General features: G+C 41.9%; 26 protein-coding genes. 18 read left to right on the top strand and 8 right to left on the bottom strand.

The window, feature by feature from the left end; translation table 11 throughout:
* Window positions 1-28: 28 nt before the first annotated feature.
* A complete protein-coding gene (locus M2353_RS06240) occupies window positions 29-400 on the bottom strand; it encodes a DUF5412 domain-containing protein (protein WP_017359605.1) in 372 nt (123 codons plus the stop codon).
* A gap of 244 nt (window positions 401-644) precedes the next feature.
* Between M2353_RS06240 and M2353_RS06245 the strand changes: the two genes are divergently transcribed.
* The gene (locus M2353_RS06245) at window positions 645-1,268 is read left to right on the top strand and encodes a poly-gamma-glutamate hydrolase family protein (RefSeq protein ID WP_024719586.1); all 624 of its coding nucleotides are present in this window, start codon (window positions 645-647) and stop codon (window positions 1,266-1,268) included.
* On the opposite strand, the gene M2353_RS06250 is transcribed toward M2353_RS06245, so the two are convergent.
* Window positions 1,259-1,843 carry an ImmA/IrrE family metallo-endopeptidase gene (locus tag M2353_RS06250; RefSeq protein WP_041507425.1) on the bottom strand — a complete coding sequence of 195 codons (585 nt, stop codon included), beginning with the start codon at window positions 1,841-1,843 and terminating at the stop codon, window positions 1,259-1,261. The genes M2353_RS06245 and M2353_RS06250 overlap by 10 nt on opposite strands.
* A 311-nt stretch (window positions 1,844-2,154) precedes the next feature.
* Here M2353_RS06250 and M2353_RS06255 point away from each other — a divergent pair, with 311 nt between their 5' ends.
* The gene (locus tag M2353_RS06255; RefSeq protein ID WP_284725147.1) at window positions 2,155-3,054 is read left to right on the top strand and encodes an N-acetylmuramoyl-L-alanine amidase; all 900 of its coding nucleotides are present in this window, start codon (window positions 2,155-2,157) and stop codon (window positions 3,052-3,054) included.
* Here M2353_RS06255 and M2353_RS06260 read toward each other — a convergent pair.
* The 6 genes from M2353_RS06260 to M2353_RS06285 all read right to left on the bottom strand — a co-directional run bounded on the left by M2353_RS06260 (window position 3,043) and on the right by M2353_RS06285 (window position 6,635).
* Window positions 3,043-3,174 (bottom strand): hypothetical protein, encoded by a 132-nt coding sequence (locus M2353_RS06260; RefSeq protein ID WP_256734188.1) that lies wholly within the window; start codon window positions 3,172-3,174, stop codon window positions 3,043-3,045. The genes M2353_RS06255 and M2353_RS06260 overlap by 12 nt on opposite strands.
* Window positions 3,175-3,273: 99 nt before the next feature.
* On the bottom strand, window positions 3,274-3,450 hold the full coding sequence (locus M2353_RS06265) for a type II toxin-antitoxin system SpoIISB family antitoxin (protein WP_008346289.1): 177 nt from the start codon (window positions 3,448-3,450) through the stop codon (window positions 3,274-3,276).
* Complete coding sequence (locus M2353_RS06270) at window positions 3,419-4,189, bottom strand: type II toxin-antitoxin system SpoIISA family toxin (RefSeq protein WP_017359599.1); 771 nt, start codon at window positions 4,187-4,189, stop codon at window positions 3,419-3,421. The genes M2353_RS06265 and M2353_RS06270 overlap by 32 nt, the downstream gene beginning before the upstream one ends.
* Before the next feature lie 149 nt (window positions 4,190-4,338).
* The gene (locus tag M2353_RS06275) at window positions 4,339-5,337 is read right to left on the bottom strand and encodes an inorganic phosphate transporter (protein WP_017359158.1); all 999 of its coding nucleotides are present in this window, start codon (window positions 5,335-5,337) and stop codon (window positions 4,339-4,341) included.
* A 15-nt stretch (window positions 5,338-5,352) separates the two neighbouring features.
* A complete protein-coding gene (locus tag M2353_RS06280; protein ID WP_017359157.1) occupies window positions 5,353-5,970 on the bottom strand; it encodes a DUF47 domain-containing protein in 618 nt (205 codons plus the stop codon).
* 206 nt (window positions 5,971-6,176) lie between these two features.
* Entirely contained in the window at window positions 6,177-6,635 is a 459-nt protein-coding gene (locus tag M2353_RS06285) for an ASCH domain-containing protein (protein WP_073414248.1), read from the bottom strand.
* Window positions 6,636-6,862: 227 nt separating this feature from the next.
* Here M2353_RS06285 and ggt point away from each other — a divergent pair, with 227 nt between their 5' ends.
* The 16 genes from ggt to M2353_RS06365 all read left to right on the top strand — a co-directional run bounded on the left by ggt (window position 6,863) and on the right by M2353_RS06365 (window position 22,758).
* Complete coding sequence (ggt, locus tag M2353_RS06290; protein WP_034647714.1) at window positions 6,863-8,617, top strand: gamma-glutamyltransferase; 1,755 nt, start codon at window positions 6,863-6,865, stop codon at window positions 8,615-8,617.
* A 262-nt stretch (window positions 8,618-8,879) separates the two neighbouring features.
* Entirely contained in the window at window positions 8,880-9,911 is a 1,032-nt protein-coding gene (locus tag M2353_RS06295; protein ID WP_284725148.1) for a sulfate ABC transporter substrate-binding protein, read from the top strand.
* 11 nt (window positions 9,912-9,922) lie between these two features.
* Window positions 9,923-10,768: a sulfate ABC transporter permease subunit CysT gene (cysT, locus tag M2353_RS06300; RefSeq protein ID WP_019743464.1), complete on the top strand. Its 846-nt coding sequence runs from the start codon at window positions 9,923-9,925 to the stop codon at window positions 10,766-10,768.
* 5 nt (window positions 10,769-10,773) lie between these two features.
* A complete protein-coding gene (gene cysW, locus M2353_RS06305; RefSeq protein WP_052320227.1) occupies window positions 10,774-11,643 on the top strand; it encodes a sulfate ABC transporter permease subunit CysW in 870 nt (289 codons plus the stop codon).
* A gap of 15 nt (window positions 11,644-11,658) precedes the next feature.
* Entirely contained in the window at window positions 11,659-12,390 is a 732-nt protein-coding gene (locus M2353_RS06310) for a sulfate/molybdate ABC transporter ATP-binding protein (RefSeq protein ID WP_284725149.1), read from the top strand.
* Between the two features lie 240 nt (window positions 12,391-12,630).
* Window positions 12,631-13,098, top strand: coding sequence for a PTS sugar transporter subunit IIA (locus M2353_RS06315; protein ID WP_008346265.1), 468 nt, complete (start codon window positions 12,631-12,633; stop codon window positions 13,096-13,098).
* Window positions 13,099-13,148: 50 nt separating this feature from the next.
* Window positions 13,149-14,522 carry a PTS galactitol transporter subunit IIC gene (locus M2353_RS06320; protein ID WP_007498866.1) on the top strand — a complete coding sequence of 458 codons (1,374 nt, stop codon included), beginning with the start codon at window positions 13,149-13,151 and terminating at the stop codon, window positions 14,520-14,522.
* Window positions 14,523-14,541: 19 nt separating this feature from the next.
* Window positions 14,542-14,820: a PTS sugar transporter subunit IIB gene (locus M2353_RS06325; RefSeq protein WP_008346262.1), complete on the top strand. Its 279-nt coding sequence runs from the start codon at window positions 14,542-14,544 to the stop codon at window positions 14,818-14,820.
* Window positions 14,821-14,882: 62 nt separating this feature from the next.
* Entirely contained in the window at window positions 14,883-15,329 is a 447-nt protein-coding gene (locus tag M2353_RS06330; protein ID WP_008346260.1) for a hypothetical protein, read from the top strand.
* A complete protein-coding gene (locus M2353_RS06335; protein ID WP_017367078.1) occupies window positions 15,326-16,357 on the top strand; it encodes an alcohol dehydrogenase catalytic domain-containing protein in 1,032 nt (343 codons plus the stop codon). The genes M2353_RS06330 and M2353_RS06335 overlap by 4 nt, the downstream gene beginning before the upstream one ends.
* Window positions 16,358-16,537: 180 nt before the next feature.
* Window positions 16,538-17,521, top strand: a complete 984-nt coding sequence (pdhA, locus tag M2353_RS06340; RefSeq protein WP_048001645.1) for a pyruvate dehydrogenase (acetyl-transferring) E1 component subunit alpha — start codon at window positions 16,538-16,540, stop codon at window positions 17,519-17,521.
* A 31-nt stretch (window positions 17,522-17,552) separates the two neighbouring features.
* Window positions 17,553-18,533: an alpha-ketoacid dehydrogenase subunit beta gene (locus M2353_RS06345; RefSeq protein WP_026050078.1), complete on the top strand. Its 981-nt coding sequence runs from the start codon at window positions 17,553-17,555 to the stop codon at window positions 18,531-18,533.
* A 17-nt stretch (window positions 18,534-18,550) separates the two neighbouring features.
* Window positions 18,551-19,873 (top strand): dihydrolipoamide acetyltransferase family protein, encoded by a 1,323-nt coding sequence (locus tag M2353_RS06350; RefSeq protein ID WP_284725150.1) that lies wholly within the window; start codon window positions 18,551-18,553, stop codon window positions 19,871-19,873.
* A gap of 12 nt (window positions 19,874-19,885) precedes the next feature.
* Entirely contained in the window at window positions 19,886-21,268 is a 1,383-nt protein-coding gene (gene lpdA / locus M2353_RS06355) for a dihydrolipoyl dehydrogenase (protein WP_159145613.1), read from the top strand.
* A 31-nt stretch (window positions 21,269-21,299) separates the two neighbouring features.
* On the top strand, window positions 21,300-21,995 hold the full coding sequence (locus M2353_RS06360) for an SDR family NAD(P)-dependent oxidoreductase (protein ID WP_024719603.1): 696 nt from the start codon (window positions 21,300-21,302) through the stop codon (window positions 21,993-21,995).
* A complete protein-coding gene (locus tag M2353_RS06365) occupies window positions 21,973-22,758 on the top strand; it encodes an SDR family NAD(P)-dependent oxidoreductase (RefSeq protein WP_284725992.1) in 786 nt (261 codons plus the stop codon). The genes M2353_RS06360 and M2353_RS06365 overlap by 23 nt, the downstream gene beginning before the upstream one ends.
* Window positions 22,759-22,836 lie beyond the last annotated feature (78 nt).

A 22,836-nucleotide genomic window follows, 5' to 3' on the forward strand; every position in this document is an offset into this window, starting at 1 on the left:
CAAAAAGGGTTCGTTTTTTGTTGGCTCGTTATTTTCTGTTTTTCTGATCAAAGCGATAATCGTATGTTTCACCTTTGACCACATTTAAAAACTCATGTCCAATTTGAACGAGCTGTGCATTTTCCCATTTGATCAGAGGATCTTTATCAGGGTACTTCCAGTAGATTGTTTTTTTGTGATGGGTGAGTTTGTTTTCAATTTCTGCTCTGACCGCATTCTCTTTTAGTTTTCCTCCGCTATGTCGATATGTGTTAATGGTATAGGTTCCATCAGGTGATGATATCGAGCGGATGAATGTTCCGTGAGACACGCCTTGAAGAGAGAAGCATTTCCAGTAAATAATTCCGGCGAAGCTAAGACATAAGATGGCAAGGATGATGGTGGTTTTCTTTTTAAACATGAATTCCTCCAGGTGTAGATCGCAATATTCTAATATATGAGAGAGAATACAAAAAGATTCATATAGTCCAAAAGTTCTATTCATTTCAATTATCGGTCATTTTTTCTCAACATTCAACAGTTAGCCCGTAAAGATAAGGAAAATTTAAGGATGCGTTCAGATCACACTGGTTATTCGAAAACACTTTACAAAAGAATTTGCGATCAGTAGACTTATGCTCATATAGAGAAATGGGGCAGATGGAATGAATCAAATCATAGATACGTATCAAAATTATGAAGAGCTTTCCGCTCATGAAAGAAAAGGGATCGACTATCAAATTCTTCATCAGCGGAAAGGGGATCAGCTTCTCGTCCTGTCACCTCATGCGGGAGGAATTGAATCTGGCGTGAGCGAGCTGGTCCATGAAGTAGCAACCGATTATTCTATGTATTTATTCGAGGGCCTTAAAGTGAAAGGCAATCATGTTCTTCATATTACGAGCACACGTTTTGATGAGCCGATTTGTCTTTCTCAAGTGCATACACATCATTATACGTTTGCACTCCACGGCTATGGAGAAACAGACGTCCTACAAACTTTAGTTGGCGGTACCGACAGGGAAAAAGCTGCTGAAACAGTGAAGTATCTCACACAAAATGGCTTCCATGCCTTACTTTTATCTGAATCGGATCAATTTGCTGGAACACATCCTCAAAATATTAATAATCAATGCCTCACAGGAAAAAGTGTTCAAATTGAAATTAGCCAAGCTCAGAGAAGAGCTTTCTTTCAAGACTTTAGGAGGAGCCGTAGGCGTGATACACAAACCGAACAATTTTATCAATACACAAATGTACTGAAACAAGTGTTAAGCCTTTATGAATAAACTTCTGACGTCACGTGTGCAGACGCTTTTGTTTGATACGCAGCTTCATTTTCTGCGACCTTGCCTGCTCTCATTAAATAAGAAGTGAATTCTTTTTGAAATTGAATGCCGGCTCTTCGCTGTTCAAATAGAGCAAGCCGTTTTTCAGCAAAATCCCGAGTGACATGAAATGTTTGAGCAATATGCAAAATGGCTTGCTGCCTAAGGTTTGGGAGCGTCATTTGCAGCAGCATAAAAGTCGGAACACAAAAGTGATACATGAATTGTTTTGCTTGAAACTCTTGCAGTTCTCGAAAGAGCTTGTGCATGTTAAAGTGGTTGCCTGTATGCTTTAGCACATGACAAAGCTCGTGGGCGAAATCCTGCCACTGTTCTTCTGACGATAAGGCTCTGTTTAAAATAATACTGTAAAGACCTTGATGTTTGATCATCATGCTGCCAGTATCCTCGTAGTGTACCCATACATGAAATTCAGCTGCGATCCTATGCATGTCTACATAGGCAGGACCGCTTATTTGCAGTTGAGTGTATAACCGTTTAATATCTTCTTCTAAATGGGTTAAAAAATAAGTCATGTCAAAACCTCCATACAAACGTATGTTCTATTTTTGCCGTAAAAGAAAAGTCCATATAGGACTAAATGGCTAATAAAGCTATCGCTTACTTCTTATATCGGCTTGTTTTTAACAATTTTAACATAAAATCAAAGAAAATTGGAAGTTTTTCCTGTTTCTTATTCTAATTTTTTATTTTTTACAAAGATAAAACGGCGATTGAATTCAAATTTTACCATAGTCTTATGACGAAAACAAACAAATTTGTCTTACGTTTGCCACCGATTGATGAGCAAGATCAAACATCAATTTAACAAAAAGGAGTGCAAAACATGGTACAAATTTATCAAGATTTTATTCCAGTTGGAAACGGAAATCGGCCAGGATATGCTATGGCGCCGCTTTATGTAACTGTGCATAACACAGCCAATACATCTAAGGGAGCTGACGCAAAAAGTCACGCGGCATATGTCAAACGCTCAACAACAGAGGTAAGCTGGCACTTTACAGTGGATGACAAGGAAATTTTTCAGCATCTCCCTTTAAATGAAAATGGATGGCATGCTGGGGATGGACATGGAGATGGCAACCGAAAATCGATTGGCATTGAAATTTGTGAAAATGAGGATGGAAACTTTCAACAAGCTGTCAAACATGCCCAGTGGCTTATTCAAAAGCTTTTAAAAGAACATGGCATTCCATTAGCAAATGTGGTGACGCATCAGCATTGGTCAGGAAAAACATGTCCACGTCTGCTGCTAGCTACATGGGATGAATTTAAAAGAGGAATTGAGACTGCAGGTGATCCGGAAACGGTTATCACATATGTGGTGAAAAGCGGGGATACGCTAACGAGTATTGCCAAAGCCCATGGTGTCACAGTGAGTGATTTACAGACATGGAATCAGATTAGTGACCCGAACATGATTCGAGTTGGACAAGTTCTCAAGATTTATCATGCAGAAGAAAAGCTCAGTTATGAACTGCCAGATGGGGTGTTAAAGGTGACATCACCTCTGACAAAGGGGGAGCATGTACGTCTCGTCCAAAAAGCGCTTGCTGCTGTGTATTTTTATCCTGACAAAACAGCTGTAGATAAGGGCATTGATGGCGTTTATGGGGAAAAAACAGCCAATGCCGTCGCGCGATTTCAACTGATGAATGGTCTAACAAGTGATGGAGTATACGGTCCTAAAACAAAAGTGAAGTTGCTTCAACTATTAAATCAGTGAGTCTTTCTTTTTGGCCGCTTGAATGACGGCTACACTTTTTTCGTGTAATCGGCAGACATAAGGGGATGGCTTAAATTCAGCAAACTGAACATACCTCAATTGTTTAAGTTTCTTTTTCATATTGGCACCTCAATCGTTGCAGCAGTTGGTTTTATTGTATGCAAGTAGATGTGAAAACGGAAGTAGGACGCGGATGAAGTTCCGCGTCCTTTAGTGTAATCAAGCTTTTTTATTTTTATACTCATCTAGGAGCTGTTCATTCTTTTTGAAAATACGCTCCGTATGGGGACTTACTTTGTAATCAGCCATACTAATATGGCGCTTTTTCTTTAAAATCTTAAATGGGTTTTTCTTGCGATTGTTATTATCCCCTTGAAGTGCGTGTTCCATCTTCATCACCTTCCTCTTCGTCAGGCAAGATTAGGTCATAAATCGTTGTAAGTGAAGTCATTAATAAATAGTCGAATTCAGTGACAATTTCCTCAGAGGTCAGCTTAATCACAAAGTGTGCATCCGCTACTGAAAACGGGATGAGAACCAATTTGCCGAAATCATCGTAATACACTTCCTGCCTGTCAAGCTTTGCTTGAATGAGCGCTCTCTGATCAAGTGTCCGCAGCAGGTCATCTTTTTGCTCCTGCGTATCATAAGGACAAAGAACTGCTTGAATATTCATTTTTTCTGCAAAAGAATAGATCAGTCGTTCAATTCCCTCTATATAAGCTTCTATACTTCCATAATATACATGGATCGGTTCGTTTTTCAATAGGTATTGGTACGTTTTTAGTTTATTGAGGTAAGAATGAAGCAGGTCGTTATTTTGTTCTAGGAGTTGATGGGTGTCGGTTTCAAGTTCATGATTTCCGAGTTTTTTAATATAGGAGCTGAGGAAAATAAAGGCATCAGTTAATGCGAAAAAAACAGCAATAATCAGGTAGTGCATCCAATCGGTGAAGATTGAAGCAGGGTCATTTGTCCAGTACACAACAGCACCCGCTACATAAATCCAATACCACGTTTTACGAATCGCAAACATCTTTTCTTTTACTTTTTGTTCAAAGCGCCATACCGCAAATACATATACAGCAAGAGCACCTAGCAATAACCAAACAGTCAATTGAAAAAATAATAGCATGTTCTTCTCTCCCATAGACAGATGGATACTTACTTTATTTCTATGGATATGATTGGAAACCCTGCTTCATGAAAAAATGGCTTGCAGAAAAAGAGCATTTGAGAATCCAAACACAAATAAAAAAAGACCTGTTAGACAGGTCTTTGAAATTAAAGAATCGCATTTAACACAAAGTATATAAGTGCCCCTAGAGTTCCCGAAATCGGTAATGTGATCACCCAAGTGACAAGCATACGTTTTGCCGTACCCCAGTTGACTCCTTTTACTCTATGTGCAGATCCTACACCTAGAATAGAAGATGAGATCACGTGAGTGGTACTAACCGGTAAGTGAATAAATGTTGCACCGAAGATAATAGCTGCACCCGTTAAGTCTGCAGATACTCCGTTTACTGGACGAATCTTCATGATTTTACCGCCGACTGTTTTAATAATCTTCCAGCCGCCAATAGACGTACCTAGTCCCATTGCAAGCGCACAAGAGAATTGTACCCAGAAAGGAATGTCGTCTGTTGTATGCAAATTACCTGCAATTAAAGCCATCGTAATAATTCCCATCGCTTTTTGCGCATCGTTTGTTCCGTGGGTATACGATTGCAGTGCAGCCGTTAAAATTTGAACACGTCGAAATTGTTTATTTGTTTTTGCGAGATTGTTGTTTCGGAATATAATTTTGATAATGGTATACACGATATATCCCAAAACAAAAGCCAGGATAGGTGAAAGCAATAGTGCTTGAATGATTTTAATGAATCCCGAATAGTTTAAAGCGCCAAAACCAGCAGAGGCAATAACAGCTCCTGCAATTGATCCGATCAGTGCGTGTGAAGAACTACTCGGAATCCCGTAATACCAAGTAAGCAAGTTCCAAGTAATGGCTGCAATTAAAGCAGCCAAAATGACGACAGATCCGTTTTGAAGTGTAAAAGGATCTGCGATGTCTTTTGTAATGGACTTTGCCACACCTGTAAATGTCATTGCTCCTAAGAAGTTCATAAACGCTGCCATAATAATAGCATGTCTTGGCTTTAACGCCTTTGTTGAAACAGAAGTAGCAATGGCATTTGCTGTATCGTGGAATCCGTTAATGAAATCAAAAGCAAGTGCACAAATGACAATAAGTATGGTAAGGATGAGTAAAGTATCCATGTTTAACTAACCCCGTTACGCATTCTTCATAATGATTGTTTCTAGATTGTTGGCAACACTTTGACAGGAATCTGCGATTTCTTCAAGTGTTTCGTAAATTTCTTTGTATTGAATGACCTTAATTGGATCTGTTTCTTTTCCAAACAAGTTCTTTAGTGATTTGCGGTGAAGATTGTCACAATTATGCTCAATCTCTTTAATTTTGATTGCGTGCGGATGAATATCTTTCAAGCGATTATCAGCCAGTAATTCAATAGTCGTTAAAATTTCTTTCGCACATTCTCTGATGTAGTGGCTGAATTTGTCGATATGTTCGTCAGAGCTTGTAATTGAATAAATTTCTAAAGTTGCTGAAAAATGCTCAATGCCGTCTAAAACATCGTCGAGGCTATTCGTCAATTGAAGAATGTCTTCACGTTCAATCGGTGTAATAAAGGCTTTGTTCAGCTCTTTAATCATGGTATGAACATGATTATCACCTTTTGTCTCATATTCCTTCAATGTGTCAGAAAATTCTTTCAGAGTGGTTTGATTTGTTACTTTATAGCTAACAAAATACTCAGCAGTTTCATCTAAATTTTTAGCAATTTCCGTTAACAAGACGGAAAACTTGTCTTTTTTCCTTTTTAACATGTAAAAACCCTCCATTGTATAAATGAGACAATGCACACATCAAATAATTATATATTCTTTTGTCGAAAAAAAACAGGTGTAGTCGAAAATTTCTTCACTTTTTCTATTTGATCTTATTCTGACCTAAAGATGTGATCTCAACTCACCTTTTTCAGAAAGGGGAAAAGAAAGCAAAAAAGCGGACCATTTTTGGCACCGCTTAAAAGTTAAGAAGCTGAATAAACAAGCTTAAATCGCTCACAAACAAGAAGCATATCTTCCTTAAATGTTAATCCGTACGGCTTAAGGGCTTCTGTGAAAAATTCTTCATGTTCTTTGTACCAATAGTCATATGAAAGATCGCCTTCACCTTCTGCTTTTGCAAATGATTCAGGAACTTCATTCATTGGCATGATATCTACTTGTGTGATCTCTATGATGGCTTTTGGTTCCTCTTGGCTGTCCAAAATGACCGCATATTGACCGGGTTTTGGAAGAGGCTCTTGTTCTTTTTCGTAAAAAAGGTATCCAGAACAAGTGGCTGTTTTTTTTCCTTGTTGTACAAGGTCAAGCAAGTGATCTGGATTTGCACCAAATGCCCAAGCAGAAACAGAGGCGTGATCAGGAGTTTTTTCTGATTTTTCTTCCCAATAAGATTCCCAAAATAAAGTGCTTTTGTGGTTCATTCTTTTTCCCCCTTTGTTATGAGTTTATTATATCGTGAAGTTTCAAACTTGGAAAACGTATGTCTTTATTACTACAAGATGTGCATGTCATATGTTTTGAAAACATGTGTTTTGTTTGGCAGATATAGGATGATAGAATGAAAAATTTTGAAATTTTAGAATAATCTATTGTATTCTGGTCAAGAAGTCGGTAAGGTCAAAGTAAGAATATGGAAGGGGTGTTGTTCATGAAACGCATTTCTCTAACTGTTTTGTCCATATGTCTGTTTGTTTTCTCGTTTTTCCTGCCGGTCAGCCAAGTCACTGCAAACGAAACTCATGGGAATAAAGTAGCTGTTGGCAAAGATGGTATGGTGGCTACTGCACATCCGCTTGCATCGGAGATTGGTGCTGACGTATTGAAAAAAGGTGGGAACGCAGTGGATGCGGCTGTTGCCATCCAGTACGCACTTAACGTAACAGAGCCAATGATGTCTGGAATTGGCGGTGGCGGATTTATGATGGTTTATGATGGGAAGACAAAGGAAACATCCATCATCAATAGCAGAGAGCGAGCACCACAGGGCGCAACACCTGACATGTTTTTAACAGATGATGGGAAAGTGATTCCGTTTGCTGAGCGATCTACACATGGAAATGCGGTAGGTGTTCCAGGGACTGTAAAAGGTCTTGAAGCTGCATTAGATAAGTGGGGTACTCGTTCTATGAAGGAATTGATTGAGCCCTCCATTCAACTTGCAGAAGATGGTTTTGAAATTGATTCTGTCTTGGCAAAAGCGATTGATGATCACCAAGGAAAATTGAAAAACACGGCCGCAGCGCCAATTTTTCTTCCAAATGATCAGCCGCTCGAAGAAGGAGATCTGCTTGTCCAGCCAGGTCTTGCAAAAACATTTAAACTCATTGCGAAAAAAGGAAGCAAAGCATTTTATGAAGGAAAAGTAGCGAAGGCACTTGCAAATACAGTTCAAGATTTTGGCGGGACGATGACTTCAAAAGATATCAAACGTTATGAAGTCAAGACTGACAAGCCAATCTGGGGAGACTATAAAGGATATCAGCTTGCAAGCATGCCTCCACCAAGCTCAGGCGGGGTGTTTATGCTACAAATTCTCAAAATACTTGACCATTTTAACCTGTCTCAGTATGACCCCAAATCATTCGAAAAATATCAGCTGCTTGCTGAAACAATGCACCTCTCCTATGCTGACAGAGCCGCATATGCCGGCGACCCCGAATTCGTAGATGTTCCACTAAAAGGACTACTAGACGATGATTACATTTCAGAAAGAGCCTCTCTCATTCAATTAGATCAAATGAATCGCAGCCCGAAAGAAGGAGATCCTTGGGCATATGAGGATGAGAAAAATCCATCCCCAATTGTTCCTCAGCCAGAAGATAAAACCATTGGTGAGACGACCCATTTTACTGTTGCAGATCAGTGGGGAAATGTTGTGTCATTTACCACTACCATTGAACAATTATTTGGTACAGGGATTCTTGTTCCAGAGTATGGATTTTTCTTAAATAATGAACTGACTGATTTTGATGCAAGACCTGGCGGGGCAAATGAAGTCCAGCCCAATAAACGTCCATTATCAAGTATGACCCCGACGATCATTTTTAAAGATGGAGAGCCTGTCATGACTGTTGGGTCTCCTGGTGGAACGACGATCATTGCTTCTGTTTCACAGACGATTCTCAATTTACTTGAATATGACATGGAGCTTCAGGATGCGGTAGAAGAGCCAAGAATCTACACAAACAGCTTAACTTCGTATCGTTATGAAGTAGGTGTCCCTCTAGATGTAAGAACAAAGTTAAATGATATGGGTCACCAGTTTGGCAGTTCCCCTATTGATATAGGGAATGTGCAAGCTTTACTGATTGATCGAAAAGCAGGGACATTTACTGGAGTAGCTGATTCAACGAGAAATGGAACTGCTGTAGGTGTCAATCTAAAGGTAGCTGCAGATCAATAGCATTTCCCGGGAAAAGAAGCGCCTCATCAAGAAGGCGTTTCTTTTTAGTTTTCATTAAAATAAAAACACAGTTGACACCTGTGAATAGTTTGAATAATATATAGACTAACATCAATCATACATAGCTGATCGGACAACCGAAGGCTCTTGGCATTGACGTACAGGACTTTTTTGTACTTCAATCGCTGAGGGCCTTTTTTGCGTATAGAACTGAAAACGGCAAGGTTGGTGTCACTATTCAATGTGAAAGGGAGCGGATAACATGAAAAAATGGATATGGATTTCTATTGCGATGACACTTTTCATCATCACAAGTGCTGCATGCTCAAATGCGAATGAAGCCTCAAATCAAAAGGGAAAGGTTGAGCTGTTGAATGTGTCATACGATCCTACACGTGAATTGTATCAGGAATACAATCAAGCCTTTCAGACTTATTGGAAAGACAAAACCGGTGAGGATGTGACGATGCAGCAGTCTCATGGAGGGTCAGGTAAGCAGGGGAGATCGATTATTGATGGACTCGAAGCAGACGTGGCTACACTTGCTCTTGGGTACGACATTGATGCCATTGCAGATCGAGGGCTACTTTCAAAGGATTGGCAAAAAGAATTTCCGAATCAGTCCACACCTTATACGTCTACTATTGTGTTTCTTGTGAAGAAAGGAAACCCCAAAAAAATTAAAGACTGGGATGACTTGATTCAGCCGGGTGTATCTATCATCACACCAAATCCAAAAACGTCAGGCGGTGCAAGATGGAATTATTTAGCCGCATGGGCATATGCCGATAAAACCTTTCATGGGGATGAAGAAAAAACGAAGGATTTTGTGAAAAAGTTATATGAGCATGTCGAGGTGCTCGATTCAGGTGCTCGTGGCGCCACAACAACTTTTGTCGAGCGCGGTCTTGGTGACGTGTTAATTGCTTGGGAAAATGAAGCCTATTTAACACTGCATGAATTAGGCAAAGAAAAATTTGAGATTGTCAGTCCCTCCATTAGTATTCTAGCAGAGCCGCCCGTTGCTGTTGTCGACCAAAATGTGAAACGAAAAGGAACAGAGAAAGTGGCAAAGGCTTATTTAGATTATTTGTATTCTAAAAAAGGACAGGAAATTGCGGCTAAAAACTATTATCGCCCAAGAAATCAAGAAGTGCTAAACAAATATAAAGATCAATTTAAAGAGATTGATATGGTGACCATTGATCAGGCATTTGGCGGATGGCGAAAGGCGCAGAAAAGATTTTTTGATGATGGCGGATTATTTGATCAAATATATAGCGGACAAAAATAGGGGGCGACGTGATGAAGAAAGGCTATGCTGCCGCCAATAAAAGAAAACGTGTATTGCCTGGATTCGGGCTGAGTCTCGGAGTGACACTTGTTTATGTCAGTGCGATTGTCGTGATTCCTTTATCTATGGTATTTATTTGGACGGCTTCATTAGGAGCAGAAGGAATTTGGAATGTCTTTAGTGATGCGCGGGTGCTAAAGTCGCTGCAGCTTACGGTTACGACTTCTTTTGCAGCTGCACTCATCAATGCAGGTTTCGGTGTACTGATCGCATGGGTTCTCACGCGGTACTCGTTTCCAGGAAAGAACATCCTGGATGCCCTCATCGATTTGCCGTTTGCTCTTCCAACGGCAGTGGCTGGCATCGCTTTGACGACTCTTTATTCTCCGAATGGGTGGATTGGGCAATTTTTGCATGTGAAGGTGGCATACACCCCGCTCGGGATTATTTTGGCACTGATTTTTATTGGCATTCCATTTGTCATAAGAACAGTTCAACCGGTCATTGAGGGGCTTGAGCAGGAAGTGGAAGAGGCCGCAGCCATACTTGGTGCTACAAGAAAACAGACCTTTTTTCATGTACTGCTGCCTGCCTTGTTTCCAGCGGTAATGACTGGATTTTCTCTTGCATTTGCAAGAGCACTCGGTGAATATGGCTCCGTTGTGTTTATAGCGGGAAATATTCCGTTTAAAACAGAGATTACACCACTGATGATCATGTCTAAGCTTGAGCAGTATGATTATCAAGGTGCCGCAGCCATTGCTTGTTTCATGCTGCTCTTATCATTTGTCATTTTGTTATTGATTCACGGATTGCAGTGGTTTGTCGAGCGGAAAAAACAAGTGGAAGTGAGGTGAGACGATTGGAAAGGGAGCTTCTTAAAGAGCACCGCATCAAGTACAGGAGTCCTGTGACGGAATCAAAAGCGGTGAAGCGTATGTTGATTAGTGTGGTGTATGCTTTTTTGATTTTGTTTTTACTCATGCCGTTGATTGCTGTGTTTTCAAAGGCTTTTGAGAAAGGATGGAGTTCTTATCTTCTTGCCATCTCACATCCAGACACGCTTGCGGCAATTAAATTGACTGTTTTCATTGTGATGATCACATTGCCGCTTCAAATGATTTTTGGGATCAGTGCTGCTTGGCTCATCACAAAATTTCATTTCCCGGGAAAACGTTTGTTAACAACTGTCATTGATCTTCCGTTTGCGGTGTCACCTGTCATTGCAGGACTTGTATTTGTACTTTTATTTGGTTCAAATGGACTTTTAGGACCGTGGCTTTTAGCAAATGGATGGAAAGTGATTTACTCTGTACCGGGGATGATTCTTGCGACGATCTTTGTGACATTTCCTTTTGTTGCGAGAGAGTTAATTCCGTTTATGCAAAATGAAGGCATTCATGAGGAAGAAGCATCGCTTACGCTTGGTGCCAGTGGGTGGAAGACCTTTTTCCTTGTGACACTTCCAAATATAAAATGGGCCCTTTTTTACGGCGCCATTTTAGCAGGGGCTAGGGCAATTGGTGAATTTGGTGCAGTGTCGGTTGTATCCGGTCATATCCGCGGAATGACGAATACGATGCCGCTTCATATAGAAATTCTATACAACGAGTATCAATTCCAAGCGGCTTTTGCCGTGGCCTCTCTCATGGCGTTTGTTGCAGTCATCACATTAATCATCAAGCAGATCATTCAGCAGAGAGATCATAGGCTTGGCAAGCGTTCAAAATAAATGGAGGGATCAGCCTTGGGGATTACAGTGAAACAAATATCAAAGCAATTTGGGCAGACGAAGGTTTTGCAAAACGTGGATTTGACGATCGGAAATGGGGAATTGATTTCCTTACTTGGACCGTCTGGGTCAGGTAAGACGACTTTATTAAGAATTATTGCAGGGCTTGATGATGCGAATACTGGACAGATCTTATTTGGAGAACAGGATTATACTTACATTCCAGTGCGAAAACGGCAAATTGGTTTTGTCTTTCAGCAATATGCGCTTTTTCAAAATATGACGGTATTTGATAATGTGGCTTATGGATTGAAGATGAAACCTAGAGGAGAAAGGCTGCCTAAAAAAGACATCAAAGAGCGAGTGCATGAGCTGCTGAAAGTTGTTCAATTAACGCAGTATGAACACCGTTATCCAGAGCAGCTGTCAGGTGGACAAAAGCAACGTGTAGCACTCGCACGTGCTCTAGCCGTTAAACCGAAAGCTCTTCTCTTAGATGAACCTTTTGGTGCACTAGATTCAAAGGTGAGAAAAGAATTAAGACATTGGCTGAAAAAAGTTCATCAAGACTTTCAAATGACGACCATCTTTGTGACGCATGATCAAGAAGAAGCGTTTGATATCGCTGATCGTGTTGTAGTGATGAATGAGGGCAGAATCGAAAAAATCGGCACAAAAAAAGAAATGACAGAGCAGACAGACAACCTTTTTGTAGCTGAGTTTTTAGATATAGGAAGCCATATTTAACAAGAAGTTGATGTGATGTAATGAAAGAGATGCGGCAAAAAGCTGCATCTTTTTTTATAAAAATTTTCCTAGGAACATTGACTTATAATTTCGAATATTATAATATCTTTACAAAGGTAACAGTATTGAACATTTTATAAAACATCTATTTGTAAGCGCTTCACAAAAGGTTCTATTTTAAAATGTTCATTCTTTTTGTTACATGTGTTCATATTTATACCAAATGAAAGGGGTGGTTGTTTGAACAGCTTGTTTGAGTTAGATCAACAGCTGATTGAGCTGCAATACGAAGCATCTTCAAGTGAGGAGGTGACTGCCTATTTAGCAGAAAGGTTAGAAACTGGAGGATATATTAAATCGAGCTTTTTACCAGCAGTGCTTGAAAGAGAAAAAACATATCCGACCGGTCTTCCTCTTGCGACCTTTGGGGTGGCCATTCCCCATACAGATCCTGAACATGTAAACAAACCGGCGATCAGTGTAGCGACATTAAAGGAACCTGTTATTTTTCATAAGATGGGAAGCCCTCATGAGACAGTTCAAGCCAAAATTGTGTTCGTTCTGGCAATCTCTGAACCTAGTAAGCAGCTCGTGATGTTAGAGAAACTGATGACGCTTTTCAGAAAAGAAGAAGTAATGACAAGTTTATCTCACATGACATCGTATGAAGAAGCCGTTGATGTACTTCAAAAAGAATTAAACCAATAGCTATTCACGACATAATGTAAGCGCTTTATTTAAAATCAGGAGGTGGATGTATGATCAAGCAAGCCGTCGATTTCATCTTAGACTTAGGGCCAACAATTATGCTCCCAATTATTATGACGTTATTCGGTATGATTTTAAGGCAAGGATTTAAAAAATCCTTCCGTGCAGGTATTACCATCGGAATTGGATTTGTCGGGGTCAATCTGGTCATTAATTTACTTGTAAGCGGTCTTGGACCAGCAGCCAAAGCCATGGTCAATTCTCTTGGATTAAAGCTTGATATTTTAGATGTCGGTTGGCCGATTGGAGCCGCCATTTCATTTGGTACACCTGTTGCCCCTTTGATGATTCCTCTTGTGCTCTTGTTAAATGTCATTTTGCTGTCTGTTAACTTTACGAAAACATTGAATGTGGATATTTGGAATTTCTGGCATTTGATTTTCGCTGCTTCTGTTACTTACTACGCTTATCATAATATGTTCTTAGCTCTTGCCGTTGGTTTAATCGTTTCTGCGATTACACTAAAACTCGCCGATTGGACGGCACCGACGATTGAACACCATTTCGGATTAAAAGGCGTATCGATGGCTCATGCTGAAACGGTCAACTTCGCTCCGCTCATGTATGCGTCAAACCGCGTGATTGATAAAATCCCTGGTTTAAACAAAATTCATGCGGATCCAGAAACTTTGAAAAAACGTTTTGGCATCTTTGGTGAACCGCTTGTGATGGGTCTTATACTTGGTATCATTATTGGTCTTCTTGGCGGCTATGATGCAAAAGGTGTCATGACTCTTGGAATTCAAATGGCTGCAGTGCTTGTGTTAATGCCAAGAATGGTTGCTTTATTAATGGAAGGACTTATTCCAATCTCTGAGGGTGCTCGTTCTTATATTCAAAAGCGTTTCCCTGGAAAAAATGTCTATATTGGTTTGGATACAGCGATTGTCATTGGTCATCCAGCGAATATGGCTGTAGCCCTTTTGATGGTGCCAATCACCATTTTGCTCGCTGTCGTCCTTCCTTACAATGGCATGCTGCCGTTTGCAGACTTATCGGTTCTGCCATTTACAGTCGTATGGGCAGTAGCAGCCGCTCGTGGGAATATTATTCGCGGCCTCATTAACAGTATTTTTACCTTAATGATTGTTTTCTTCATTGCAACGAACCTTGCACCACTCGCCACAACAATGGGGAAAGCAGTTGGTTTCGACTTCCCAGAAGGGGCAAATATGATTTCTGGTATTGATCTCGGTTCTCACGTCATTCCTTGGATCATGGTGAGACTTCTTGATCCGAGCAATCCTTACTTCATTGCAGCGATTGTCTGTGCACTGGCATATGCGCTTCTTTGGTACTGGGTGCGAAATGATATTAAAAAGCAGTATGCAAAAGAAATGGGCTTAGATCAGAAAGATCAATAAATGAGCTGGAGGGATTCTCATGGCAAAAAAAATATTAGTATCTTGCGGAACGGCAGTTGCTACGTCAACGGTTGTGGCAAAAAAGGTAGAAGAGACATTAAAGGAAAAAGGATACGATGTCATCGTTGAACAGTGTAAGGCATCTGAGGTTCCGCAGAAAGCGGAGGGTGCTGATTTAATTGTGACGACAACGCCTGTTAGTGATACAAAAGGAACGCCTGTGATTCAAACGTTATCTTTTTTAACGGGATTTGGCATTGAAGAGGATATTGAAAAAATTATCGATCATATTAAGTGAACGATGGTTGCGTGGAGGAGCTGCGAAAGCTCCTTCCATGTCATTTGAAAGGGGGAGCTCTCATGCAGCAGCATGCTTATAGCCGAACGTCTGCCATGTTTTCTATTTTCCTTCCGGCCTTGTTAATATGTGTGTTTTTTCTCTGGTCCCTTTATACGTTGATGTCGGCAGGACCTGAGCCATTAGCTGTGTTAGGTGTCTATACGCTGCCTATCCTTATGCTTTCTAGCATCACTGGCCTGAATCAGCCAACGAATATCATGATTAGTGAAGATGAGCTGAAAATAGGTGCTTTTGGCAGGTGGCACACATATGCCGTGTCCGATATTAAAGGAAAATTGTTTTTAAAACCATATCCTCATATCGGGAAAGTATATGTCAGAGTGGGACCTGCGCGAATATTTGGCGGACGCTACTGGATTTCAAGTGAGATGAGTGAGTACAAGCAGCTCGTTCAATCCTTGCAGAGTCTTGCGACATGTGATGAAAAGGAGGATGCGGCTAAATGAAATCAGCTGTCTTTTATTCTTCAGAGGACATTCGTTACGAGGAGCGGAAGCGGCCAGCCATTGGTGACGACGAAGTATTATTAAAAATGCGTGCCTGCGGGTTATGCGGGACGGATATTTATAAAGCGACACATGAGACGGTACCTCCTGGCACAGTGCTAGGGCATGAAATCGCTGGTGACATTATCGAAACAGGCCGTCACGTCACACATGTTCAAACGGGAGACAGGGTGTATGTAGCGCATCATGTCCCTTGTTTTACTTGTGACTTTTGTCAAAGAGGATTTTATACAATGTGCCCGCAATTTGCAGCCACAAATGTAGAGCCGGGCGGTTTTTCGGAATATATTCGTGTTCCCGCTTTACATGTTAAGCATACAATGGGCAAGCTCCCACATGACGTCTCATATGAACAAGGAGCGATGGTCGAACCGGTTGCCTGCTGTCTTCACGGCTTTGAAAGGGCGCCCGTTCATCCTGGAGATTCGGTCTTGATTCTTGGAGCGGGGCAAATTGGCTGCATTCAATTACAGCTTGCCAAATATTATTTGGCTGGAAAAGTGATGATCACAGACGTAAATGAGAACAGGCTCCTTCAAGCAAGAAATCTTGGGGCGGACGTCGCTTTTCATCCAGCATCTGAGCCAGTAGAAAACCGCGTCATGAAAGAAACAGATGGAAAGGGAGCAGACCTTGTCATTATTTCTGTGGGGAGCAGTGCGCTTTTAAAAGAAGCATTTCAAGCTGTCGCAAGAGGCGGAACGATTTTGGTCTTTGCTCACTTTCCGAAAGGGGATGTCTCCATTCCAGCAGAACGTTTTTTCCATGATGAAGTGAAAGTAGTCGGAGCTTATTCCTCGCATCCATACCATTATCGTGAAGCGCTAGAGCTCTTAAAAGCGAAAGTCGTTCATACAGAAAAAATGGTGACGCATCGATATCCATTAAGTCAGCTTCGTCAGGCGATAGAATGCGCTAGGCATCCAGAAGGTGAAAGCGTCAAAATCATGATGTATCCAGATGAATGAGAATGTACGAGATGGAGAGAAAGAGAAGGTCTTTGGAAAAGGGCTTTGCCTTTCTCTTTTTTTCTGAAAAAAGATGAAAACGCTTAAAAAATAAACGGAAATGCTTGACTTCAATGAGAGTTAAACGTATGATAATTACAAATGTAACATATAAGAACAAATGTAAAGGGGAGAGAAGAAATGCAAAAACAAATCACTTTGCCTGAACAGATTAGTCATGAGAAATTAGCAGATTTATATAAACAAATGTGGTTAGTAAGATATTTTGATGAAAAGGTCGATCAATTCTTTGCTAAAGGATTAATCCATGGAACGACCCATTTATGTGTTGGACAGGAAGCATCGGCTGTTGGATCTATTGCTGTGTTAAAGGATGAAGATAAGATTGTCAGTACACACCGCGGACATGGTCACTGTATTGCAAAAGGTGCAGAGGTCAATAAAATGATGGCTGAACTGTTCGGACGTGAAACGGGTTACTGCAAAGGAAAAGGCGGCTCCATGCATATTGCCGACTTAGAAAAAGGAAACCTTGGGGCAAATGGAATTGTTGGCGGCGGTATTCCGCTTGCAACAGGTGCGGCGCTCACGTCCAAGATGAAAAAGGAAGGCTTTGTGGTCCTTTGTTTCTTCGGAGACGGCGCCACAAATGAAGGCAGCTTCCATGAAGCGCTGAATCTTGCTTCCATTTGGGATTTACCTGTTGTGTTTATTTGTGAAAACAACCAATACGGCATGTCTGGTCCTGTGAAAGAAATGATCAACATTGAAGACATTTCAACAAGAGCAGAAAGCTATGGAATCCCAGGAAAATCGATTGATGGAAATGACATGGTTGAGATTATGAACACAGTAGATGAAGCGGTCAGCCGTGCAAGAGCTGGAGAAGGGCCATCACTTATTGAAATGAAAACGTATCGCTGGAAGGGTCACTCAAAGAGTGATGCGAAAAAATACCGTACACGTGAAGAAGAGACAGAATGGAGACAAAAAGACGGAATTAAACGCTTTAAGTCACTCTTAATGGAGCTAGATGTTCTGACAGAAGAGCAGGCTGCTCGTTTACAAGAAGAAGCGAAGCAAGAGATCGAGGCATCTGTTGAATTTGCGAAAAATAGTAAAGAACCATCAATTGACACACTATTAGAGGATGTATACGCCTAATTAGGAGGGGAATCACGTGACAAACACGACAGTGAGAGAGATTTCATATTTAGAAGCCGTTCGAGAAGCAATGAGTCAGGAAATGAGAAAAAATCAAGATGTCTTCATTTTAGGTGAAGATATCGGCGTATACGGTGGCGCATTTGGTGTCACGCGCGGGATGATCGAGGAATTCGGTCCAGAACGCGTCCGCAATACGCCGATTTCAGAGGCTGCCATCGCAGGAGGCGCAGTCGGAGCGGCTTTGACAGGGATGCGTCCGATTTTAGAACTACAATTCTCTGACTTTATTACAATTGCAATGGATCAGCTTGTAAACCAAGCAGCGAAAACACGTTACATGTTTGGCGGAAAAGGGAAAGTGCCGCTTGTTGTCAGAACACCAGCAGGTTCCGGGACAGGTGCCGCAGCGCAGCACTCCCAAAGCTTAGAAGCATGGATGGCTCATATTCCTGGACTAAAGGTGGTTCAGCCTTCAACAGCTTATGATGCAAAAGGACTTTTAAAAGCAGCAATGGATGATGACAACCCTGTCATTTTCTATGAACACAAGCTTTTATATAAAACAATTGGTGAAGTACCAGAAGAGCAGTACTCGATTCCTTTAGGGAAAGCGGATGTGAAGAGAAGCGGAAAGGACGTCACAATTGTCGCAACAGCCATTATGGTGCACAAAGCGCTCGAAGCAGCGAAGGAACTAGAAGCGGAAGGAATCGATGTCGAGATCATTGATCCGAGAACGCTCGTCCCATTAGATGAAGAAACCATTATTGAATCTGTGAAAAAAACAGGCAAATGTATCGTTGTGCATGAGGCAGTGAAACGAGGCGGCTACGGCGGAGAGATTGCCAGTATGATAGCGGAAAGTGAAGCCTTCGACTATTTAGATGCACCTATTAAACGACTTGGCGGTCTTGCCGTCCCAATACCGTACAACCCAACGCTGGAAAAAGCAGTCATTCCACAAGTGCCAGATATTATTGAAGCAGCAAAAGAGCTCGTGCGCTCTTAAGTAAAGGGGAGAAGATCATGCCAAAAGAGATATTTATGCCGAAGCTAAGCAGTACGATGGAGATCGGTACCTTGCTTCAATGGTTTAAAGAAGAAGGAGATTCGGTTGAAATCGGTGAGCCTCTATTTGAGATTATGACAGACAAAATCAATATCGAGGTTGAAGCCTATGATGATGGCGTTTTTCTAAAGAAATATTACGAAGCAGATGATCAGATTCCAGTTAATGCTGTCATTGGATATATCGGAGAGGCTAATGAGCAGGTACCGAGCGAGCCGCCAGCGCAGTCTGATGAAGCATCTTCTGAAGACAGCGGAACGTCATCAACATCTGAACCATCTGTTTCGACTGAAGTTGAACCAGCGGTGGGTGAGAAAGTACGCGCAACACCTGCAGCGAGAAAAACGGCAAAAGATCACCAAGTAGCCATTCACGAAGTATCTGGTACAGGACCAAAAGGCAGAATTCAAAAACGGGATGTCGAAGCGGCCCTTCAGACGAACGAGGAAGGCCAGCGCGTATCACCACTTGCAGGAAAAGTGGCTGCTCGTGAAGGAATCGACTTAGCGAATGTTGCTGGTTCTGGCGCTCACGGAAAAATCATGAAGAGTGATGTGACAGCAGCAGGCGCACAAAAGGCAGAAGCTGCTCCAGTGAGAACACAAAAACTAGCCGGGATGAGAAAAGTGATCGCAGATCGCATGTCACAAAGTGCCTTTACAGCACCGCACGTCACATTAACAAGTGAAATTGATATGACAAAAGCAAAAGAAGTGCGCAAACAGCTGCTCCCAGCGATTGAAAAAGAGACAGGCTACAGATTGTCGTTTACAGAAATCATCATCCATGCGGTCAGCAGTGTCCTCACGCGCCATCCGCAAATCAATATGACGTTTGAACAAAATGAGCTCCATTTCCATGAGGATGTGCACATTGGTCTTGCGGTTGCTGTGAAAGACGGCTTAATGGTTCCGGTCATCTCTCATGCAAATCAAAAAGGGCTGAAACAGCTCACAAAAGAAGCAAAAGAAATTGGTCGAAATGCACGCGATCAAAAGCTACTGCCAGGCCAGTTGAAGGGGTCTACATTTACCATTAGTAACTTAGGGATGTATGCCATTGACACGTTTACCCCAATTATTAATCAGCCGGAAGTGGCGATTTTAGGCGTTGGACGCATTCAAGAAAAACCTGTAGTGATCGATGGAGAAATTCAGGTGCGGCCAATGATGGGCGTCAGTTTATCATTTGATCATCGAGTGGTAGATGGTGCACCAGCAGCCGCCTTTTTAACAGACCTTAAAAAAGTGCTTGAACAACCATTTGAATTGCTAATGTAGGAGATGAATCGGATGACAAAAACGTATGATCTGACAGTCATTGGTGGAGGGCCTGGCGGATACACTGCCGCCCTTCAAGCCGCTGAACGTGGACACAAGGTTGCATTGATTGAAGAGGATTTTCTAGGGGGGACTTGTTTAAATCGAGGCTGTATCCCTTCAAAGACACTGCTCAAACATGCAGAAGTCATTGAATCCATTGAGAAAGCAAAAAGCTGGGGAATCGAAACAGGTGAGATGGTTCTTTCCTTCGATAAAATGAGAAAACGTAAAGATGATGTCATCGAAAAACTCAGGGGCGGAATCGCCTTTTTATTAAAGCAAGGAAAGATTGATGTATATAACGGCAGAGGCACAGCTGTGACAAAAAATCGCATTGACATTGAAAAACAAGATGGATCAGAAACGATTGAAACAAAAGAGCTGATCATTGCCACTGGCTCATCACCTGCTATTCCGCCTATTCCAGGGCTCAAAGAGATTCAATTTGACACAAGTGATACGATCTTTGACATCCCAGATATTCCTGCATCTGTCGTCATTATTGGCGGGGGTGTAATTGGTCTTGAGCTGGCATGCATCTTCCAGAGTCTCCAATCAAAAGTCACCATTATAGAAGCCGCTCCGTCGATTATTCCGCAGGAAGATGAAGAAGCGTCGAAATTACTAGAAAAAGAATTGAAGAAAAAAGGCATCCATATCGCAAAGAAAACGACGGTGACAGAGGTAACAGAAAGCGAAGGAGTCAAAGCGATTCATGCGACAGACGATAAAGGAGAGACGCACATCTTTACGGCTGAAAGACTGCTAGTTTGCGTCGGAAGAAGACCAAATGTCTCTGCTGTCAGTCAGCTGGACCTTCAGCTGGATGGTCCTTTTATTAAAGTAAACGACGAGATGAAGACAAGTACTGAAGGTGTATATGCAATTGGAGATGTAGCCGGCGGCTATCAGCTCGCTCATGCGGCGATGGCAGAGGCAGCCGTTGCGGTCAGCAATATATGCGGCGAACCTGAAAGAATGAATCACGACATCGTTCCTAGATGTATTTATACATTGCCAGAAGTAGCGAGTGTTGGACTGACTGAGAAAGAGGCAAAAGCGAAAGGGCTAAACGTGCGGGCAGAGCGATTTGATTTAGCTGCAAGCGGAAAAGCGTTGGCAGCAGGTGTTCAAACCGGTTTTATTAAACTCGTGTACGATACCGTATATGGTGAAGTCATTGGCGCTACAATGGTTGGTCCGCATGTAACGGAGATGATATCAGAGGCTTCCTCATTTATGTATTTAGAAGGAACAGCGGAAGAGATGGCCAAAATGATTCATCCGCATCCAACCATCTCAGAAGGCTTTTATGAAGCAGCTCTTGATATTGTGAGTAAGCTGAGAAAATAAATGCCAAATAAGGGATAGGGAGGAGATCCGTGTGCACGTCCAGCTTCATCAGAAAGTGGCACTTGTGACAGATAGCACAGATGGATTTGGAGAAGCCATCTGCCTAGCTTTGGCCCAGGCAGGTGCACATGTTTTCATACACGCTTTTCGTGATGAATCAAAAGCAAAGTCGATAAGCGAAGACATTGAAAAATTAGGCGGCCAATCGACTGTTGTCATCAATCCGCTTGAGACACCGCGTGATGCTACGCTTATGCTAAGACAAGTCATCGATACATGCGGCAAGCTTGATATTTTAGTCAATCAAGCCGAGCAAAAAGCAGATGAGGAGATTGATGACGTAAGTCCTGAGATATGGGTCGATGAAGTGGAAAGATCCGTAAATACAGTCTTTCTTTCCAGTCAAGCCGCTGTGTGGCATATGGTGGATCAGAAGCAGGGCTGCATCATTAATATTTCCTCATCAGGCAGCATAACAGGTGATGGCGGGATCTCACATGCTACATCAAATAGTATGTTGAATGCCATGACAAAAGGATTAGCGCGCGAATTTAAAGACAAAGGCATCCGGGTATTGGCACTACTTCCGCCGCCTCTCCATTTGCTTCCTGACAAAGAGCAAATCAAGGAGACGGTGGCTCATATGACGGTTTTCTTAAGTACATCGTACGGTGCATTTACAGATGGAGCAGCGATTATGCTCGATGGGGGTGAGAGCGCTGGCTAATCAACAAAAACCAGTTCTCATCGTAGGTGGCGCCCAAGGAATCGGCAAAGAAATTGCTCAGCGTTTTTTAAAAGAAGGGCATCGTGTAGCTGTGTCAGATATAGATGAACAGGGACTTTCGCTTTTAAAACAACAGCACCCTCAGCTGCTGACGTTCCAAGCTGACGTTTCATCGTGGGAAAGTGTTCAGCAAATGGCGTCAGCAGCTGAAAAGGAGTTGGGTGGCATTGGGCATCTTGTCTATTCAGCAGGAATGACGAAATCCCTTCCTTTTTTAGAGGTTGATTTATCACTTTGGAAAAAGACACTGGCTGTGAATCTATATGGTCTTTTCTACTGCATCAAAGCATTAGCACCCTATCTATGTGAGCGGAAAGAAGGCAGCGTTGTCATTATTGGATCAGGATCTGCGATAACAGGCTCTGGCGGCGGCATCCAGTATTACGCGTCAAAAGCCGGGGCATTTGGTCTCATGCGTTCGCTTGTAAAGGAATTGGGTTCCCATCATGTCCGCATCAATGTCATTGCACCGCGCGTTATTGAATCTCAGATGCTTGATACGCTCTATCCGACTGAGCTTGAGAAAAGTCAGCTTCGATCACTTATTCCTATCGGGAGATTAGGAAAACCAGAAGATATTGCTGGAGTCACTTTATTTCTCGCAAGTGACGAGGGAAGCTATTTGCACGGACAGATACTCTTATTAGATGGTGGGAGAACGTATCAGCCTAAATATAGCGAGGGAAAAAGAGCGGAGAGTTAATCGCTCTTTTTGTCATTTTCATAACAATTGTTCCAATTAGAAACGAATGTTTGGTATACTGGTAATCATAGTATATTA

This window comes from Bacillus aerius (assembly GCF_029894105.1).
GTDB classification, from domain to species: Bacteria; Bacillota; Bacilli; order Bacillales; family Bacillaceae; genus Bacillus; species Bacillus altitudinis.